This window comes from Natrinema salsiterrestre (genome assembly GCF_029502005.1).
GTDB lineage: Archaea > Halobacteriota > Halobacteria > Halobacteriales > Natrialbaceae > Natrinema > Natrinema salsiterrestre.
Genome location: NZ_JAMQOT010000001.1, coordinates 727,739 through 744,560 on the forward strand (window position 1 = coordinate 727,739; position 16,822 = coordinate 744,560).

The 16,822-nt window shown below is 63.4% G+C and carries 20 protein-coding genes and 1 pseudogene; 13 read left to right on the forward strand and 8 right to left on the reverse strand.

All coding sequences use genetic code 11. The annotated features are described in order from the left end of the window. Positions 1 to 92: 92 nt before the first annotated feature. The gene (locus NDI89_RS03610) at positions 93 to 593 is read left to right on the forward strand and encodes a helix-turn-helix transcriptional regulator (RefSeq protein WP_277520145.1); all 501 of its coding nucleotides are present in this window, start codon (positions 93 to 95) and stop codon (positions 591 to 593) included. 19 nt (positions 594 to 612) lie between these two features. Further along, complete coding sequence (locus NDI89_RS03615) at positions 613 to 744, forward strand: hypothetical protein (RefSeq protein WP_277520146.1); 132 nt, start codon at positions 613 to 615, stop codon at positions 742 to 744. Between the two features lie 15 nt (positions 745 to 759). Here the strand turns inward: NDI89_RS03615 and NDI89_RS03620 are convergent, their stop codons facing one another. Further along, positions 760 to 1,197 (reverse strand): DUF7112 family protein, encoded by a 438-nt coding sequence (locus NDI89_RS03620; protein WP_277520147.1) that lies wholly within the window; start codon positions 1,195 to 1,197, stop codon positions 760 to 762. 31 nt (positions 1,198 to 1,228) lie between these two features. After that, entirely contained in the window at positions 1,229 to 1,630 is a 402-nt protein-coding gene (locus NDI89_RS03625) for a 30S ribosomal protein S6e (protein WP_277520148.1), read from the reverse strand. A 367-nt stretch (positions 1,631 to 1,997) separates the two neighbouring features. Here NDI89_RS03625 and NDI89_RS03630 point away from each other — a divergent pair, with 367 nt between their 5' ends. The 4 genes and pseudogenes from NDI89_RS03630 to NDI89_RS03645 form a co-directional block, all read left to right on the forward strand. Next, positions 1,998 to 2,276 carry a WNWW family protein gene (locus NDI89_RS03630; RefSeq protein ID WP_277520149.1) on the forward strand — a complete coding sequence of 93 codons (279 nt, stop codon included), beginning with the start codon at positions 1,998 to 2,000 and terminating at the stop codon, positions 2,274 to 2,276. Between the two features lie 53 nt (positions 2,277 to 2,329). Continuing rightward, positions 2,330 to 2,671: a hypothetical protein gene (locus tag NDI89_RS03635; RefSeq protein ID WP_277520150.1), complete on the forward strand. Its 342-nt coding sequence runs from the start codon at positions 2,330 to 2,332 to the stop codon at positions 2,669 to 2,671. Positions 2,672 to 2,773: 102 nt separating this feature from the next. Further along, positions 2,774 to 3,196, forward strand: coding sequence for an SHOCT domain-containing protein (locus NDI89_RS03640; protein ID WP_277520151.1), 423 nt, complete (start codon positions 2,774 to 2,776; stop codon positions 3,194 to 3,196). Positions 3,197 to 3,289: 93 nt separating this feature from the next. Next, positions 3,290 to 3,747 (forward strand): annotated as a pseudogene (locus NDI89_RS03645) (MBL fold metallo-hydrolase); the annotation flags it as partial. Between the two features lie 540 nt (positions 3,748 to 4,287). Here the strand turns inward: NDI89_RS03645 and NDI89_RS03650 are convergent. From NDI89_RS03650 to NDI89_RS03665, 4 genes are read right to left on the reverse strand one after another with little or no spacing between them, the layout of a single operon-like run. After that, positions 4,288 to 5,097, reverse strand: coding sequence for a nucleoside phosphorylase (locus NDI89_RS03650; RefSeq protein ID WP_277520152.1), 810 nt, complete (start codon positions 5,095 to 5,097; stop codon positions 4,288 to 4,290). Positions 5,098 to 5,136: 39 nt separating this feature from the next. Beyond that, positions 5,137 to 5,685: a class I SAM-dependent methyltransferase gene (locus NDI89_RS03655; RefSeq protein ID WP_277520153.1), complete on the reverse strand. Its 549-nt coding sequence runs from the start codon at positions 5,683 to 5,685 to the stop codon at positions 5,137 to 5,139. A gap of 53 nt (positions 5,686 to 5,738) precedes the next feature. Then, complete coding sequence (locus NDI89_RS03660) at positions 5,739 to 6,146, reverse strand: aminotransferase class V-fold PLP-dependent enzyme (protein ID WP_307729225.1); 408 nt, start codon at positions 6,144 to 6,146, stop codon at positions 5,739 to 5,741. Further along, positions 6,070 to 6,855 carry a cysteine desulfurase family protein gene (locus NDI89_RS03665; RefSeq protein ID WP_277520155.1) on the reverse strand — a complete coding sequence of 262 codons (786 nt, stop codon included), beginning with the start codon at positions 6,853 to 6,855 and terminating at the stop codon, positions 6,070 to 6,072. The genes NDI89_RS03660 and NDI89_RS03665 overlap by 77 nt, the downstream gene beginning before the upstream one ends. A gap of 142 nt (positions 6,856 to 6,997) precedes the next feature. Between NDI89_RS03665 and NDI89_RS03670 the strand changes: the two genes are divergently transcribed. Continuing rightward, positions 6,998 to 7,321, forward strand: coding sequence for a DsrE family protein (locus NDI89_RS03670; protein WP_277520156.1), 324 nt, complete (start codon positions 6,998 to 7,000; stop codon positions 7,319 to 7,321). Between the two features lie 29 nt (positions 7,322 to 7,350). On the opposite strand, the gene NDI89_RS03675 is transcribed toward NDI89_RS03670, so the two are convergent. Continuing rightward, positions 7,351 to 8,085: a helix-turn-helix domain-containing protein gene (locus NDI89_RS03675; protein ID WP_277520157.1), complete on the reverse strand. Its 735-nt coding sequence runs from the start codon at positions 8,083 to 8,085 to the stop codon at positions 7,351 to 7,353. A gap of 88 nt (positions 8,086 to 8,173) precedes the next feature. Between NDI89_RS03675 and NDI89_RS03680 the strand changes: the two genes are divergently transcribed. The 4 genes from NDI89_RS03680 to NDI89_RS03695 all read left to right on the forward strand — a co-directional run bounded on the left by NDI89_RS03680 (position 8,174) and on the right by NDI89_RS03695 (position 12,636). After that, positions 8,174 to 9,286, forward strand: a complete 1,113-nt coding sequence (locus NDI89_RS03680) for an MBL fold metallo-hydrolase (protein WP_277520158.1) — start codon at positions 8,174 to 8,176, stop codon at positions 9,284 to 9,286. Between the two features lie 3 nt (positions 9,287 to 9,289). Next, positions 9,290 to 10,579, forward strand: a complete 1,290-nt coding sequence (locus NDI89_RS03685) for an MFS transporter (RefSeq protein ID WP_277520159.1) — start codon at positions 9,290 to 9,292, stop codon at positions 10,577 to 10,579. Positions 10,580 to 10,848: 269 nt separating this feature from the next. Beyond that, the gene (locus tag NDI89_RS03690) at positions 10,849 to 12,078 is read left to right on the forward strand and encodes an MBL fold metallo-hydrolase (protein ID WP_277520160.1); all 1,230 of its coding nucleotides are present in this window, start codon (positions 10,849 to 10,851) and stop codon (positions 12,076 to 12,078) included. 123 nt (positions 12,079 to 12,201) lie between these two features. Further along, complete coding sequence (locus tag NDI89_RS03695) at positions 12,202 to 12,636, forward strand: BAR domain-containing protein (protein WP_277520161.1); 435 nt, start codon at positions 12,202 to 12,204, stop codon at positions 12,634 to 12,636. A gap of 141 nt (positions 12,637 to 12,777) precedes the next feature. Here the strand turns inward: NDI89_RS03695 and NDI89_RS03700 are convergent, their stop codons facing one another. Continuing rightward, positions 12,778 to 14,052, reverse strand: coding sequence for a zinc ribbon domain-containing protein (locus NDI89_RS03700; RefSeq protein ID WP_277520162.1), 1,275 nt, complete (start codon positions 14,050 to 14,052; stop codon positions 12,778 to 12,780). A 377-nt stretch (positions 14,053 to 14,429) separates the two neighbouring features. On the opposite strand from NDI89_RS03700, the gene NDI89_RS03705 reads away from it, so the two are divergent. Together NDI89_RS03705 and NDI89_RS03710 are read left to right on the forward strand one after the other, a co-directional pair. Beyond that, a complete protein-coding gene (locus NDI89_RS03705) occupies positions 14,430 to 15,395 on the forward strand; it encodes a double zinc ribbon and FHA domain-containing protein (protein WP_277520163.1) in 966 nt (321 codons plus the stop codon). Between the two features lie 187 nt (positions 15,396 to 15,582). Further along, on the forward strand, positions 15,583 to 16,791 hold the full coding sequence (locus tag NDI89_RS03710) for a vWA domain-containing protein (RefSeq protein WP_277520164.1): 1,209 nt from the start codon (positions 15,583 to 15,585) through the stop codon (positions 16,789 to 16,791). Positions 16,792 to 16,822 lie beyond the last annotated feature (31 nt).

Below are 16,822 nucleotides of genomic sequence, written 5' to 3' on the forward strand. Positions count from 1 at the left end.
GTCGTGAACGAGCCCGCGTTCGGCAGTGCGTCGGCAATACGTGGTTGGGGAGCACGAACCGGGATCGATCACGAACCCATCTGGTGATCGAAATGCGTAAGGACACAACAAACACCGATTCCGTGCTCGACGAACTGTCGAAAGCGGCGACTGCGGACAACCAGTCGGAATCGTACGACATCTCGCTCGGATCGTCCGACGATGCAACGAAAGACGTCGAGCGCGAACTCGACGAGCTGATGGAGCAGGTAAACAGCGCGCTCCCGACCGACGAGGTCCAGTTCGACGAGGCCATCATCAAGGAGAACCTGGACGAGATCCTCCTGATGCTCATCGCGTTGCACGAGGAAACCCACGGGAAAGAGCTCCTCTCGGATCTGACCCACCTCTTCGGCGCCCAGCTCAGTCCGGGGACCGTCTACCCGAGCCTGCACAATCTGGAGGAAGAGGACGTGCTCTCGATGCACGCGAAAGTCCGAACCAAGGAGTACTCCATCGACGACGAGGAGTACGTCCGCGCGACCGTCGAACGGACGATGGTCCAACACCTCGCCTTCGGCCTGTTGCTGTACGCCTTCCTGCCGCGCCTCTGAACGGCTGCGTATTTCTTCCGTGATCGACGCGAGCAGCGACCGCGTTTTCGACCCCGCACCCGACGGACTGCGACACCGGCCGCTCGAAACCGATCCCTGCAGCGACGCAGCCGCCGACGCAGCCCGGGCCACCGTCGGTGAGACGCGGTGAAATTGTGCGCCGGTGCTATTCGTCGTCGAGGGTCTCCGCGATGTCGCTCAGGCTGTCGCTTGGCGGTTCGCGGGCGTCGTAGTAGGCCGTCTCGCCGGGCGAGCGAAGCCCGTAGAGAAAGGCCGGTTCGACGACGTCGATCAACACCGATCCGCCCGCGGGGACGTCGTGCTCCGCGGTCCACTCGGCCAACCGATCGGTCGCGCCGCTCGGGTCTCGAGCCAGGTCCGGCGTGTCGTAGATCCCCGGAATCGACAACGCATCGCCCGTGAGGGCGCGTTCGACTCGTGCGAACAGTTCGTCACCGTCGAGAACGACGCGGACGACTTCGTCGGTCGAGAACGCCTCGCGATCCTCGGCCGGCACCTCGAGTTTGACGCCGGTCGCCGTCTCCGTACACGTCGAGCGGACCGTCTGCACCGAGGGATGGTCGCTCGCGATTCTATCAGTCATTGAAACGAAATGAAAACGGGCGGTCGACGACTTACTCGTCGTCGCCGTCGCCGTCGGCGAGCAGTTCGTCGACGTCAGTGCTCCCTCGCTCGACGATCGACGCGTTGATCTGTGCGACGGCGTCGGACACTTCGCGGCCTCGCACGGTGATCCGGCGGCGCTCGCCGTCACGCGACGGCTTGTAGCCCGTCTGCTCGCCTTTCATCAGGACTTCCTTCAGGTTCGCCCCCGCGACGTCCCGGTTGAGCGGGCGACCGGCCTCGTCGGAGCCGCCGGTGATCTCGAGCGTGTAGCCGTCGAGGCCGACCGCGCCACCGTCGACTTCCTCGCCGATCGACTTGCCGATAAAGCGGTTCGCGTCCTGTTCCTCCGCCTCGAGCTGGTGGGCCAACCCGGACTCCGGGTCGCCGACAACGACAGTGAAACTTGCCATGCCCGACGGAAGACGGCCGTCGGTCAAAAGATCATCGATCGACCTTTTACTCTGCGCTCTGAGCGCGCCGGGAGCGCTATTAGCGCTCCCGGCCGCTCGTCACTCGGTAAAAGGTCGATCAAAAGCACTCGCACCGACCTTTTTTCCGCTCGGGTTCACTGCGTTCACCCTCACGCAAAAAATCTCGACCAAAAAAGGCCGCTCGCTCCCTTCGGTCGCTCGCGGTCGTATTGGGCGAGCGCCTGCCCTCCCCCGAGTCCGACGGCTCTCGCGTTGCTCGAGCCGTCCTCCCGGCCGACCGGCTCAGTATCGTTTCGACACGCGTTCCGCTCGAACAGTCAAGTAGGTAGAACGCCTACGGAAACCCGTGTTCATCGATCCGGGGCGGCTCGAGATTCGCCTGCGCGAGGAGTTCGGCGGGACGATGGGGCAGTCGCGGGTGGTCGTTCGGCAGGCCGTCGATCTCGCGGATTCGGGCCAGTACCAGCGGGACGTGGGAGCGACCCTGACGAACGACCTCGTCATCGACGAGCTGTCGGACGCCCCGGAGGGGCCTCCGCCGGAGCGGTGGAACTGGTGGATCGGGTCGCTCGAGCTCGCGTACGGCGGCTACGATCGGTTCGGAATCAACCAGTACCGGAAATAACCCACCGGTCGGGATGGCAACGCAAATTGTCTTCCGTGACGTAGGCCCGCCCGATGAGCGAGCTGTCGCGACCGGTCTGGCCGGCGTATCCGCTCTCGGCGCTGGTCGCCGGCCTCGGCCACTGCTACCTCGGTCAGTGGAAGCGCGGCGGAATCTGGTTCGTCCTGTACGGCCTCGCGCTCGCGTTCCTGAGCGCGCGATCGCTGTCCGGTGCCCTCGAGCCGAGCGATCCGTTCGTCGTGACCGCCCTGCAGTTCGATGCAGTGAGCTATCCCGACGTGGCGGTCCCGCTCGCGATCCTGTTGATCTGTCTGCTCGACGTCTACCTCATCGGGTTGACCGAGCGGACCGCCGCTCGGACGACCGGCGCGGACGAATTGCAGAACGGGTCCTGACGCCGCTGTCGTGATCCGTCGACTCGCCTGAAAACCGGCGAATCGTGACGGTCGCTACTACGGTCACGCGTGACTTTTGTGATCGTCCGACGAACGGAACGTATGGGACGTCTCAGCTCCGTCCTCCTGAAAGCACTCGGCGCACTCGTACTCGCGGGGATCGTCCTGAGCGTCGTCGGAACGATCGTCGGAATCGGTCTCTGGGTCGTCACAGCCGTCCTCTCGATGATCGCGTCGCTCGCCGTCCTCTGCGTGTTCGTCCTGGCCGTCATCGGATTGGTTTCGGTACTCGATAGCGGGTCGACGACCGAAGACGGGACGCACGCGCCGCGGCGCTCCACCGACGAGACCGACCCGGAAGAACGCCTCCGCTCGCGGTACGTCGACGGCGAGCTCACCGACGCGGAGTTCGAACGGGAACTCGAGCGACTACTCAGTTCGGACGAACGCCGTGGTCGAAGCCGGCCGAACCGCTCCGGTGCTCGCGACGGTCCGAGCGATCGGCGTCGGCTCCGGGATCGGTAACATCGACGTCCGGCCCCAAGCCCGTTTTTGGACCCCTCGCCCGGTCGTAGCGAACCAACGGAGGCAAGCCGACCGAGGCCGAACGTCTCGCTAATGGACGTCCAGTGGCTGGGTGGCGCACGCGAGATCGGCCGGAGCGCGATTCTCGTCGACGACACGCTGCTACTCGATTTCGGCATGGATTCGGGGAACCCGCCAACGTTTCCGGTGGGTGACGTCGACCCCGACGCCGTCGTCGTCAGTCACGGCCACCTCGATCACGTCGGTTCCGTCCCGGCGCTCCTCTCGGCCGTCGATCCACTGGACGTTCACGAGCGCTCCGCTCTCGTGAGCCCATCAGAAATCGAAGATTTCTGAGGACGCCGCCGACGTACGACCTCGCGGTGGTGCTGGCCCGCGACACGCTGAAGCTCCATGGGGGGAGCTACGACTGCCCGTTTACCGAAGCCGAGCTCGCTCGCGTCGCACAGGTGTCCGAGACCCGCGGCTACGGGGACACCTTCGAGGCTGCGGGCTACGAGATCACGTTCTTCGACGCCGAGCACGATCCCTACGAGATTCAGTGGATCGACGGGGGACGGCACTACTCGCTCAGGTGGCACCAGGACGAAACCCACCCCGACCTCGGGAAGTGTCACTTCCAACTTGATTATCGAGACGAGACGATCGCTCGGAAACCGGCCGTGTTCCACGACAGCCATCCGGTGAACGTCCTCGAGCAGCGACTCTCGCTCGTCCCGTCGATTCTCGAGCTGGTGGCGTGGGAGAACGACCGGTCGAGGCTTTCTCGGTGGCCGCCTGACGGCGTGTAGCAGCCGCGTCCGAATCACGCTCAGTTGCCGCGCTCGACTGGCGAGGGAGATCGACTAATTCTGTAGCAAATTACCGGTGAGTTCGCAGTTTCTGACGTGGCAGACTCTTGACCGGCTGAACTCTGCGTGACCGACTCAGAGGCTGTACTCAGAAGACCGACAGCTTCGGGAGAGCGGTGTAACGGCGACCCGGAAGTCACTCGAACTAGCCAGAACCAGCCCACTGAACAGGAAGAAGCCGTGCTGTATTCACAGGATTCGGGGCGGGCGATTAAACACTCAATTCAGCGATCTCCAGGCGGTAGCGGTCGTGGTGATTACCTCTAACGCGTCTTGGCTTCCGTCCGCTTCTCCTTTTTCGAAGTCCTCCTCAATCTGCCCCATCTGGTTGGTCACGTGCGCGAGGCAAACTACCGGGCGATCCCGAACGTCCGCGAACGTATACAGCGCTGCTGCTTCCATTTCGACGGCGAGGATTCCTTCTGACCGAGCACGTTCGATTGCAGCCTCCGTTTCCCGGAACGGGGCATCAGTCGTCCACGTTGCCCCCGTATACACTGGACGGGATACCTCTTCACACGCCTCTTCGACCACAGCACTGAGTTCGTCATCGAGCGCTGCGTAGCGATTCGTGGATCGGTAATGATGACTCGTCCCTTCGTCCCGGAGCGCACGTTCGATAAGAACGAAGTAAGGCGGGTCGTCCTTCGGTACAATCTGTCCCGAGGAGGTTACACTGACGAGGAATCGACAGCCGGCGGCGAACAGTTGCTCTGCAACGAGGACAGCGAACGAGGCCCCCACTGCACAGCCAACGATACCGAATTCCTCCCCGTTTCGTTCGAACCGATAGAGGTCGGTGTGATAGCCGGGCCACGCTTCATCGTTACGTGCTTCTCCAGTGGCTGTCAGTTGGCGCACGATGTCTCCGTCCGGATCGAGGATACAGATCTCCGGAACGGATCGTTCCGGGAGATGCTTCTGCCGGCGGGCGTTCTCCAGCAGCGCTTCCGGCGCGAACACAGATGATTCGTCGAAATCTTTCGCCTCGAAAAGCGGAGACGTGTCCGGGTCGGACGGGTCAGTCATATCGTTCGTGTTCACAGAACTCAGGCAAGGATATTGTGGTCACTCGGTCGGAGTCCCAACGACCGCTGAGATCGCAGCGTTCGATGGGTCTGTGGTCTCGAAGACGTGCTCGTCAGAGATACCCAAGAAGAACTCCTGCTCGCCCTCGACGTATTCCAGAATCGTGTCTGTCAACGCCTCAGAATCCCGGTGGACCATCCGCTGGAAGTAGGAACCTCCTCGCTGGAGATTCGATCGAACGTACTCGGAACGTGTGTTCAACACGAGTGCCACGAGGACACCCTCAGACGCGAGGACACGAGTCGCCTCGGCTAGCACAGCATCGCTATCGGGAATGAATTCGAGCGTCGAGACGAAGACGACAGCATCAACGGACGCGGTTGCGATAGGGAGCGCGGTCGCATCGCCGAGAACAAGCGGTGCAGAAACTCGATCCCGTGCTGCCCGGATCATCGCCTCCGAGCGATCTACCCCGATCATTTCGTGATCGGGAAAGCGTTCTTCGAGCGAGCCGATGCCGCATCCAACGTCCAGAATCCGGTCGTCCGTACCGACGTGCTGTTTCACGTACGCGGCCTCGCGGTCCATGACCGCCGTCCCGAACTCGCTCTCACAGAATCGAACGAAACTCTCTACGTCGCTCATCTCCTGGCCTCCTCGAGAACGCGTCCGAGTTGATCTTTGACGTACTGGACGTCTTCGCTCGTCGTGTCACGGCCCAGTGAGAACCGAACCGCGCCAAATGCCAGGTTCGTATCGATGTCCATCTCCATCAGGACCCGAGAGGGAGACCGATCACCGGAGTGGCACGCAGACCCGCTCGACACCGCGATGTCGCGGTCAGCGAATCCCTGAACGAGATCCGCCCCCGACAATTCAGGGAATCCCATCATCGCGTAGCCCGGGAGTCGCCGATCGGGATGACCGACGAGGGTTGCACCGGTTTCGGTCTGGAGTGTCGCGACGAGTTCGTCACGGAGTTCGGCTAGACGTTCTCTCCGTTCTGCCAGGTCCTCCGGCAAGTTCAGCAGCTTTGCCCATCCCAACAATCCCTGGGACGTTTTCGGTTCCGCTGCGGAACCCTCGTTCTTGACCGCCTCCGTGGATTATCGGCTCCAGTTCGATACCGTCACGGACGTACAGTGCGCCCACGCCTTTCGGGCCATAGAACTTGTGCGCGCTGAGGCTCGCCAAGTCGAGTCCGAGTTCATCGATGTCGATTGGAATCTTCCCCGCGGACTGGACCGTATCCGAGTGGAACAACACGTCGCGTTCGTCAGTGATTTCACCAATAGCTTTCAGCGGCTGGATGACCCCGGTTTCGTTGTTGGCGTGCATGACAGAGACGATGGCTGTGTCCGGTTGAATCGCATGTGCGACATCGACTGGATCGACGCGGCCGTCCCGCCCGGGAGCCACCCGCGTTACGTCGATACCGTGTTCTTCCAGCCAGTTGGCCGTCTCGACCACCGCTGAGTGTTCGATAGTCGTGATGACGACGTGTTGCCCGTCAGCCGCATCGACGGCCCCTTTGAGTGCGAGGTTGTCCGCTTTGCTTCCTCCGCCCGTGAACACGATGTTTCGAGCACTCGTGCCGAGGAGATCAGCGACTGCTGTTCGTGCGTTGTGAACCGCGTCAGCCTCGGTGGTCGCATAGACCGCCGATGGATTGCGGTAGTGATCTTCGAGAGACGGCTGCATTGCGGCGATAACCTCCTCGCGCGGTTCCGTCGTCGCGGCGTGGTCCAAGTAGATCATTAGTGGTTGCGAAGGCGTAACATCGACTCTAGAGCGCTTCAGTCTCGGTCTGAGGTGACCTACCACCATAATTGGTCGACTGGATTCCCTCTAGAGAGGAATCATCACTGAGACTCAAGTTACCACCTACCGCAGCTTCCGCATGCATCTCGGAATCATCATCGAGACGAACGACACCGAGCGCGTCTGGAACGGATTTCGACTGGCGAACACCGCCCTCGATGCGGAGCACACGGTCGAGGTGTTCCTGCTGGGCGATGGCGTCGAAGCGCCCGACCTCGAGCACGAGAAGTTCAACCCACACGGAGTCATACGCAAGTACACGCAAGACGGCGGGGACCTCTTCGCCTGTGGTACCTGCCTCGACTCTCGTGACATCGACCCCGACGACCTCAGGCCCCGTTCGACGATGGGTGACTGCCTTCGCATCGTCGAAGACGCCGACGAAGTGCTGACCATCGGCTGACGCTACGACGGCGTTGACTCGTAGCGTGGTCAGTCGGTGCTCTGTTCGGGCGCCCGTGGTTGCTCGACGTGCAGTGGGTCTCCCGTGGACGTCGCCGCCACCAACCGCAAGAACTCGCCCGTGTTCGTGAGGAGTTTGTTCTCAGCTTTCCGAAGGTGTTCCTCGTACGTCGAGCGAGCAACGGATGTCCGCTCGGCCAACTCGCGTAGTGACGTCTTCCGGGGCTGTTCGTAGTACCCGCTTTCGAGGGCCAACCGGAGCGCCGCCAGCTGTCGGTCGGTGAGATCCTCGAAGAGCTGATCGACGGGGGCCAACATGCTGTGTGGGATCTGCTGTTCCTCGATGGCAGTCTTCGAGAGGACCTCGATGTCCCGGTCGGACTCGAGGTCCCGAATCAGCGCTCGGACGTCGCCCTCGTCGAACGCGATCACCGAGTAGTGCTCCCAGCCCTGCCGGTGGATCGTCGGCGGCTGGTACAGGCAGTTGTACTCCTCGAATCGGTCGATGATCGACCCCTCTAGCGAACAGAGACACGCCTGCGTAACGACGTGCAACCCGGAGTCGTCGACGGATCGGTGCAGAACCGTTCCCAGACTGTCGATCTCCTCGAGCAGGTCGTCCGTCGGAGTTTCCGAGGACGTGATCTCGAGCACCTGGCAGTCGCTCAGATACCACTCGCGTATCGTGAGGTCCGGCTGCCGTTCCGAGATCTCCCGATAGGGACACTCGTGTTTCACCCGGAACGAGGCCTCGTACAGGCTCATACGCTCTATTCGATCTCTATCGCAATAGCTGTGCCGGTCATGACCGGCACTACCCATATGCAGATATGCCTCTTATCGGAGAACACCGATGACAGAAGTGACTCCGGACGAACTCAGTGGACGATTGCAGGCCGACGGGGACGACGTTCTCGTCCTCGACATTCGGCACCGGGCGGACTACGACGAATGGCATATCCCGGATAGCGTCAACGTCGACGTCTACGATGAACTACAGGACGATCCGGAAACGGCAGGGGATGCCCTCGAAGACCTGCCGGAAGAGAAAGAGATCGTCACCGTCTGCGCCGCGGGAGTCGTCTCGCAGACGGCGACGGACGTCCTGCGAGAGCTGGGTTACGACGCCGCGACGCTCACCGATGGGATGAACGGGTGGAGCCGTGTCCATCGACGCGCACCCGTCGAGACCGATCTCGACGGGACGCTGGTTCAGGTCGCCCGTCCCGGGAAGGGCTGTCTCTCGCACGTCCTGATTTCGGACGGCGAGGCCGCCGCGTTCGATCCCTCCCACTACCTCGACGAGTACGATGCAATCCTCGACGAGCACGACGCCGACCTCGTCGGCGTCTTCGACACGCACGCGCACGCCGACCACGTCTCCGGTGGTGCGGAACTCGCCGAGAGGCACGACGTTCCCTACTACCTCCACCCGAAGGACGCGCTCGCGATCGACGCGACCCCGGTCGAAGACGAAGCGACGATCGGAGTCGGGACCGTCGACGTCGACGTGATCCACACGCCGGGACACAGCGAGGGCAGCGTCTCGTTCGATCTCGAGGGCGAGGCCCTGCTCACGGGCGATACGCTCTTCCACGAGAGCGTCGGCCGCGTCGAACTCGGCGTCGAAGCCGGTATCGAAGAGTCCGACGTCGAAGGGAATGCGGCCACGCTCTACGAGAGCCTCCAGCGCCTGCTGGATCGGCCGGACGACGCCGTCGTCCTCCCGGCACACGATCCCGGATCACCTGAGCCACCGGTGACTGCGACACTCGGTGACGTCAAAGCGCAAAACGCGGATCTTAGTCGTGAACGCGAGGAGTTCATCGAGACGCTCGCCTCGGACATCCCGGACCATCCGCCGAACTTCGAGCGCGTCAAGCGCACGAACGTCGGGCAGGAGGACGTCCCCGACGAGGAACTGTCCGAACTCGAACTGGGCCCTAACCGCTGTGCAGCAGAGTAATCGATGAGTGGGCAAACCGACCTGACGCAGGGCATTCGCGAGCACCTCGGACAGTTCTCGCTGCACGTTCTGCTGGTGTTCGCGACGGGGCTGACGATCGGCTCTGAGCGTACGGTCGTCCCCGTGCTGGGCGAGGAGGTACTCGGCGTCGAGTCGTTTTTCGTCATCGGCTCGTTCGTCGTCTCCTTCGGCTTCGTCAAGGCGCTGCTGAACCTCTACGCCGGCAAGTGGGGCGAAGAGTACGGCCGCAAGCCAGTGCTCGTTCTCGGCTGGCTCACTGCGCTGCCGATCCCGGTGATTCTCATCTACGCGCCGAGCTGGAGCTGGATCACCGTCGGGAACGTCCTGCTGGGGATCAACCAGGCGCTGACCTGGAGCATGGCGATCAATGCCAAGATCGACCTCGCGAGCACCGACCAGCGCGGGCTCGCCGTCGGCATCGACGAGGCGTTCGGCTACACCGGCGTCGCAGCGGGCGCGTGGATCACTGGCGTCATCGCCGGGCGGTGGAATCTCCGGCCCGAGCCGTTCTACTTCCTCGCCATCGTGGTGGTGCTGGCGTTCCTCATCTCGATCTTCCTGATCAAGGAGACGGTCCAGCTCGCACAGCAGGAGGGTGACGACGAGCACCACGACGCGAATCTCCCGTTCGTCGACGTCCTGAAGCGCGCGACCTACGGCGACAAGACGCTGTTCGCGGCGGCGCAGGCCGGCCACATCGAGAACTTTGTGGACACGCTGTTCTGGATCGCCGTCCCGCTGTATCTCACGAGTCAGGGGCTCGCGATCGAGGCCGTCGGCGTCGTCGTCGGCGTTCACAGCGCGATGTACTTCCTCCAGATCGGGACCGGCGGCCTCGCCGACCGCATCGGTCGCCGCCCACCCGTCGTCGTGGGGATGTTCATCGCCGGTGCTGGCGTCCTCGGGATGGTATTCGTCGACAGCTACCTCCCGTGGGCCGTTTTGGCCGGCGTCTCTGGTCTCGGGATGGCGCTGCTCTACCCGAACCTGATGACGGTCCCGAGCGACGCGGCCCATCCGACCTGGCGGTCGGCGGGCATGGGCGTCTACCGGATGTGGCGCGACTCCGGCTACGGCGTCGGGGCTATCCTGATCGGCCTCACGATGCAGTTCGTGAACACCGAAGCTGCGTTCTACATGACTGCGATCCTGATGTTCGTCTCGGGGGCAGTCGTGTTCCTGTGGATGGAAGAGACCCATCCCGACTTCGGCACTCACGAGCCTCCGGCTCCGGCCCGGGAAGCACCCGGGCACGTCACACCAGAGGATTGAGGCCCCCGTTTTCGAACGACGCCCCAGTTGTTTCTTCACGGACTTCCCTAGACTAGTTGCACGTCTTCGAACAACTCGTCGAACGAGCGGTCCGAGCCGACGACTATGTCTCGTCACAGCGACATCGGGTCGGGATCGAACTTGACGCGGAGGCGGTAGGCTGTCATCCTCGTTTCGTTCCTCTCCACCGGCGATAGTGAGCGGTCGGCTCTCGACCGAGGCGGCACGATTCGACGTTGTCAAACGGTACGAGCGACTATCAGTCGCTAATGGATATTCGGTTTCTGGGCGGTGCGGGAGAAGTCGGCCGGAGCGCGATCCTGATAAACGATCGCCTCCTGCTCGACTACGGAATGAAATCGGGGAACCCGCCGCAGTTCCCGGGCGACGCAGCTCCCGACGCGATCGTGGTGAGTCACGGCCACCTGGACCACGTCGGGGCGATCCCCTCGCTGCTCAGCGGCGACGCCCGCCCGGCGATTCACTGGACGCCGCCGACGCGCGAGCTCGCACTGACGCTCGCGCGGGACACCTTGAAACTGCACGGCGGGACCATGCAATGTCCCTTCACCGAAACGGACGTTCAGCGAGTCACGCAGGTCTCGAAGACACACGGCTATCGCGAGACGTTCGAGGTAGCCGGCCACGAGGTGACGTTTTTCGACGCGGGCCACATCCCCGGCTCAGCCCACGTTCTCGTCGATGACGGGGAAACGCGACTGCTCTACACTGCGGACTTCCACACGGAAGACCAACAATTGGTGTCCAAGACGACTGCGCGACCCGACGCCGACGTAGTGATCTGTGAGAGCACCTATTCCGACGTCGAACACGAGGACCGACCGAGGGTTGAAGAACGGTTCGTCGAAAGCGTCGAGCGGACGCTTTGGGAAGGTGGCACCGTCGTGATCCCCGCGTTCGCCATCGGACGCACACAGGAGATGCTACTGCTCTGCGAGCGACAGGAAATTCCCTGCTACGTCGATGGGATGGGGAAACAAATCACGAAGATGCTGCTGCGACATCCCGAGTTCGTCCGCGATGCGGACGCGCTTCGGCGAGCGAAATCCCACGCCCGGTTCGTCACCGGCCGCGACGGCCAGCGCAGGCGCATCGCCGAGCAGAACACGGCGATCATAACGACGAGTGGGATGCTCCACGGCGGTCCCGCGATGACCTACGTCCCCGCGATCCGGGCGCACCCGACGAACAAGATCGCGATGACCGGCTATCAGGTCGAGGGGACGCCCGGTCGGGAGCTACTCGAGACCGGCAGCGCCGAGATCGACGGCCGGGTGATGCCGGTCAGCGCCCAGGTCGAGCAGTACGATTTCTCCGCGCACGCGGATCGGAACGGCGTCCGGGCGTTCCTCGAGTCCTACGAGGACACGCGGGTGCTGGTCAACCACGGCGACCGGTGCGAGGCGTTCGCCGAGGAACTCCGAGCCGACGGGTACGACGCGGCCGCCCCCGAGCTCGGCGCGCGGCTCGAGCTCTGACGACGGGGAGCGGGAGCCGATTACGGACTCCATCACGTCCGATACTGCAGTCGATTCCGCCTATCCGATGGTCCGGCAGATTCAACGGAGAGGATTTTCCCCCGGGCTGCCGTCGTCGGGTTCGTGACTGATACCGATCCGAGCGCCGGCCCCGACACGGAGACCGATCCGGACGAGCTCGCGCTGAGCGACGCCGAACAGGCCGCGCTCCACGAACTCCAACTGGGAATCGAACACGTCCATCGAGCCTACGGCACCTTGCTCGAGTTCCACCACCAGCTGGGCCACGCGATGGACCGGATGGGTGACGCCGAGGACCGGCTTCGGGACGCCGGTCACGAGGAGCGGGCGAACGAACTCCGTGACGACCACCTCCCCGCGGGTGCGATCAGCGATCAGTGGACCTTCGAACTGGTCGAGGAGTTTTCGGGGGAATTCCTCGACGAGGTCGACGCCTTCGAGGACGCCGTGCGAGCGGAGCTGGCCGACGGCGTCGATCACGTGACCGAGCGCCAGCAGAAACGCCGGTTACGCGAGCGCGCCGAGGACGACGGCTGATCGGCGTGTGAGTCGGCGAGTGGCCGCTCGAGGGAGTCGTCGTGCGCGATTCGGACGGCAGTGCTCGGGGGAAACGCGGCCAGTGGAACCGGGGCCGTACTCACGGCCGCGAATCGGACGAGTACCGGAATCCCGGATCGATCACAGGTCGCCACCGCAGAACGGACAGAAGTTGTAGACGCCGTCCGACGGGATCTCCTTCTCGCAGTCGGGGCACGTCTCGACCGGCGTCTCATCGGGAACGTACTGATCGAAGTCGTCGACGAAGATCCGGGTGTCGGAGCCGGAACCGTCGCTGCTCGAGTCGGCCGCCGAGTTAACAGCGTCGGCGGGCGATGAGTCGTCAGTGCCAGCGCCTTCGGATTGCGTGGTCGGAGACGAATCGTCCTCGTCCGACGTGTCGGTGGAGCTCGCGGACGGCCCGTCGTCCGCCGACGTGCCCGCGGCACGTTCGGCCGACGAGGTCGAGCTGGAGGCGTCGTTCGATGTCGACCCGCTGCGAGGAGCGGATCCCGTTCCCGGGCTCGAGGGAACGACGTCGCTGGAGGATCGGGCCTTCTTCGAGGAGGCTCGGCCGGCACCCGCGCCGGTGGGTTGGCGACCCGACGAGTCCGATCGCACGCGCGACGTGAGATCGGAAATCGCGTCTCTGGGATTCGGCAGGGATCTGGCGGACGGCGTACGGGACGAAATCGCGTTTCGGGAGACCGGGACCGACCAGTCGGGCCCGTCCCATCGCGATTGTCGACTGTAGAGCGTCTCGATACCGTAGAGCGCCGTGACGAGGAGCGGAACGGCGATCACGACCGATCGCACCGTCGGGGTACCCCCGCCGACTGCCACCGGGTCCAGCGTCCGCGCGATCGGTCGTCCCGAACCGATCATTCGGCTGGCGAGGTCGAGCAGCACGACGACGACCGGGAATCCGGTGAGCGCACCGGCGACCAGACCGTCGCGTTCGCGGTCTCGGCGGAGCGAATCGATCGCGATCGTCCGATACGCCAGCGCGTACGCCGAGATAGCGATGGGGAAGAAGAGCCACGAAGAGAGCCGTATCGAACCGGCGGTCCAGATCGAGTACCCGACTGAAACGGCGATACCGATACCCGGAACGAGTAACACGGGAAGCGCGCTGACTTCGTCGAACCACGAGTCGAAGCAGTAGCGATAGCCGACGACGAGGAGTCCGCCCGCCCCGAAGAGAACCAGCAGCGTCCCGAGTCCGATCACGACGTTGACGACCGGGAGAACGGCGCCACCGACACCCGCGGCGTCGATCGCCATGCTAATCGCGACCGCGAGGAGTTCGGCGAGAGCGAGCGTGAAGAACGTCGCCAGCAACGCGATGGGAACCGCGACCAGTTCCAGGAGAACGAGTGTTTCGTGGTCGGTACCTGATCCGTTCGGGGGGCGCATTGTATCCCGACATCTCCTGTTTGACGTAAATACTTAGCGTTTGTTTTGATTGTAGTGTCTGTTGAGACCGGTAGCGGAGCGAGGAACTCCCGTGACGAGATCAGTACGACGGGCCGGATTCCATCGGCACCGAAATCGGCGGGTGCACAGCCACCAATCGCGTTTCTCCCCTCGTTCCCTCCACCGTCACCACCGACCGAGCGACACACTGCACCCGTTCTCCCAGCCAGCCCATAGTTGTGTTTTTGATGTTTACGGGTGTCGTCCGCGAGTGGAGAGACTTCGTGCGTCCGATACATCGCCCCGAAACCGGAGAAAAAACACGCCAGTTCTGGCATACTTTTTTCTATTATGACTGAGAAAGTGCGCTGAATACCATGGCAGAACAAACCGAATTCAGCTGCGTCTCGTGTGAAACGACGTTCGATCCGTCCCCGAACGGCGGATTCTGTCCGAACTGTAACACGCCACATCCCGATTACGAAGCGCCGAGTGGTGACGACGCTGATAGTTCCGACGAGGAGTCCGAGACCGCCGACGACGCAGCCGATGACGAAGACGACCTCGAGGTGGAGTACGACGAAGGAGAGGAGGCAGAGACGGACGACGAAGACGAAGCGGAAACGGATGCCGACGGGGAAGCCGAAGACGACGGAGACACGCCGGAAGAAGACGAGCCGGCGACGATCGAGTGCCAGTCGTGTGACTCGACGGTCGACGCGTCGGCGGCGTTCTGCCCGAACTGCGGGGAGGAACTCGAGGAAGCGGACGAGAGCGAGGCGGACGAGTCGGTGGAGCTTACCGAGTGTCCGGACTGCGGGAACTCGATCGACGAGGAGTCGTTCTGCCCGAGCTGCGGGACGGATCTGGACGCGATCCGGGAGAGCGGGGGCGTCGACGCCGACGACGAGGAAGCCGCTGACGAGGCCGTCGACGACGAGATCGGCGATGACGAAGCCGACGACGCCGACGATGAAACCGCAGACGACGACGCGAGCGATGACGAGGCATCCGACGACGACGCCGACGACGTCCCGACCGAAGTGACGCTCGAGATCGACGGCGAACCCTACACGTTCGGTGACGGTGACGTGTTCGGTCGACGCGACGAGGAGTGGCTCGCGGACCTCGTCTCGGCGAGCGGCGGCCGCGAAGAGGCGAGGTACCTCTCGGGCGAGCACCTCGAGTTCGCGGTCGAAGACGACGGCGTCTACGTGACCGACGTCAGTACGAACGGGACGAAGCGCAACGGAACTGCCATGGACGGTTCCGAGGAGAAGCTCGAGGACGGCGACACGCTCGAACTCGCCGGTCGCGCGGAGATCGACGTGAAACTGTCGTAGCGACCGACGGCTCGAGCCGGCCGCGTTCGCCGCGATAGTCGCGGATTCTCCCGGTCGGATGCGTCAGCGTCGCGTAACGGGACCCCGTTTTTTCCACGCCCGTGTCGAGTCGGTTTCGTATCAACTGACATTAGATACCAGCGAAAAAGTTATCAGATCATCCTGAGAGGTATGATTAGTTACCGCAATGACGACCGACTTCTCAACGAAACTGAATCGACCGTACGTGCCGGAGAACGGGGGCGGAATTACCTGCGAACTCACTATCGAACCGGACGACGACGGGACCGACGAACCGACGGAGCGACACATCGCGCTCTGTATCGACAGCAGCGGGTCGATGTCCTACAAGAAGATGGATCAGGTTCGCGACGCGACGAACCTCGTCTTCGGGCTCCTGAACGATCAGGACTACCTGAGCATCGTCACGTTCGATACCGAAGTCGACGTCATCATGGAAGCGACCCGGTGGGGAGACATCGAACGGAGCGAGGCCGAGGCGAAGCTCGACGAAATCGAAACCCGCGGCGGGACCGACATCTACGCCGGCCTCGAGGAGGCGCGAAAGTCGCTGCGCGGCCTCGACGAGGGCGAGGGAATCGCGAAGCGGATCCTGCTGCTCTCGGACGGCCGCGACATCCGGCTCGAGGAGCCGGACTTCGAGCCGCTGGCGAAGGCGACCGCGGACGGCGGGACGTCGATTTACTCCGCCGGGATCGGCTCGAACTACGACAAGGGGATCATTCGGACGCTGGGCGAGCACTCCCAGGGCCAGTGGGCGCACGTGGAGAACCCGATGGACATCCGATCGTTCTTCGGGGATGTCGTCCAGGAGGCCTCGACGGTCGTCGCGAACAACCCCGAACTGGTGATCGATCTGGAGGAGGGCTGTGAGGTCGGCGACGTCTACCGCCGGCTGCCGCAGGTTCAGGAAGTCGACGTCGAGCACGCCGGGGGGAGTGCGATCATCGGACTGCCGGATCTGCTGGACCGCGAGCAACAGAAGGTCGTCCTGACCATGGACGCTCCCGTGGGCGAACTCGGGACGACCGCGACGATCGCTAACGTCGACCTGCAGGCCGGGTCGGCGTCGGCATCGAGCGACATTTCGGTCAGCTACACCGACGACGAGGAGAAACTGGCGACCCAGAACGAGGACGTCACCCTCTCCTACCGCGAGACGGATCTCCGCACCCGCATCGCCCACGCCGACGACGAAGACGAGATCGAGGAGGTCAAGGATCTGATCGACGAGACCGAGGTCATCACCGGCGAGACGGAGATCACGGACGCGCTCCGGGAGAACGTCACGAGAATCGAGGAAGGCGACGAGGAGGAGGTCCGCGAGATCCAGGAGAACACGACAGTCGTCTACGATGCCGGCCGGTTCGACTGAAAGCGGTCGACGCGATCGACCGGTGGCGGCG

What these genes read in the sequence shown, in the direction of transcription:
- NDI89_RS03650 (WP_277520152.1), bottom strand. Translation starts at nt 5,097, where the DNA reads ATGACTGACCCGTCCGACCCGGACACGTCTCCGCTTTTCGAGGCGAAA.
- NDI89_RS03620 (WP_277520147.1), bottom strand. Translation starts at nt 1,197, where the DNA reads ATGACTGATAGAATCGCGAGCGACCATCCCTCGGTGCAGACGGTCCGC.
- NDI89_RS03690 (WP_277520160.1), top strand. Translation starts at nt 10,849, where the DNA reads ATGGATATTCGGTTTCTGGGCGGTGCGGGAGAAGTCGGCCGGAGCGCG.
- NDI89_RS03655 (WP_277520153.1), bottom strand. Translation starts at nt 5,685, where the DNA reads ATGGACCGCGAGGCCGCGTACGTGAAACAGCACGTCGGTACGGACGAC.
- NDI89_RS03625 (WP_277520148.1), bottom strand. Translation starts at nt 1,630, where the DNA reads ATGGCAAGTTTCACTGTCGTTGTCGGCGACCCGGAGTCCGGGTTGGCC.
- NDI89_RS03635 (WP_277520150.1), top strand. Translation starts at nt 2,330, where the DNA reads ATGAGCGAGCTGTCGCGACCGGTCTGGCCGGCGTATCCGCTCTCGGCG.
- NDI89_RS03665 (WP_277520155.1), bottom strand. Translation starts at nt 6,855, where the DNA reads ATGATCTACTTGGACCACGCCGCGACGACGGAACCGCGCGAGGAGGTT.
- NDI89_RS03685 (WP_277520159.1), top strand. Translation starts at nt 9,290, where the DNA reads ATGAGTGGGCAAACCGACCTGACGCAGGGCATTCGCGAGCACCTCGGA.
- NDI89_RS03670 (WP_277520156.1), top strand. Translation starts at nt 6,998, where the DNA reads ATGCATCTCGGAATCATCATCGAGACGAACGACACCGAGCGCGTCTGG.
- NDI89_RS03710 (WP_277520164.1), top strand. Translation starts at nt 15,583, where the DNA reads ATGACGACCGACTTCTCAACGAAACTGAATCGACCGTACGTGCCGGAG.
- NDI89_RS03680 (WP_277520158.1), top strand. Translation starts at nt 8,174, where the DNA reads ATGACAGAAGTGACTCCGGACGAACTCAGTGGACGATTGCAGGCCGAC.
- NDI89_RS03640 (WP_277520151.1), top strand. Translation starts at nt 2,774, where the DNA reads ATGGGACGTCTCAGCTCCGTCCTCCTGAAAGCACTCGGCGCACTCGTA.
- NDI89_RS03610 (WP_277520145.1), top strand. Translation starts at nt 93, where the DNA reads ATGCGTAAGGACACAACAAACACCGATTCCGTGCTCGACGAACTGTCG.
- NDI89_RS03675 (WP_277520157.1), bottom strand. Translation starts at nt 8,085, where the DNA reads ATGAGCCTGTACGAGGCCTCGTTCCGGGTGAAACACGAGTGTCCCTAT.
- NDI89_RS03700 (WP_277520162.1), bottom strand. Translation starts at nt 14,052, where the DNA reads ATGCGCCCCCCGAACGGATCAGGTACCGACCACGAAACACTCGTTCTC.
- NDI89_RS03705 (WP_277520163.1), top strand. Translation starts at nt 14,430, where the DNA reads ATGGCAGAACAAACCGAATTCAGCTGCGTCTCGTGTGAAACGACGTTC.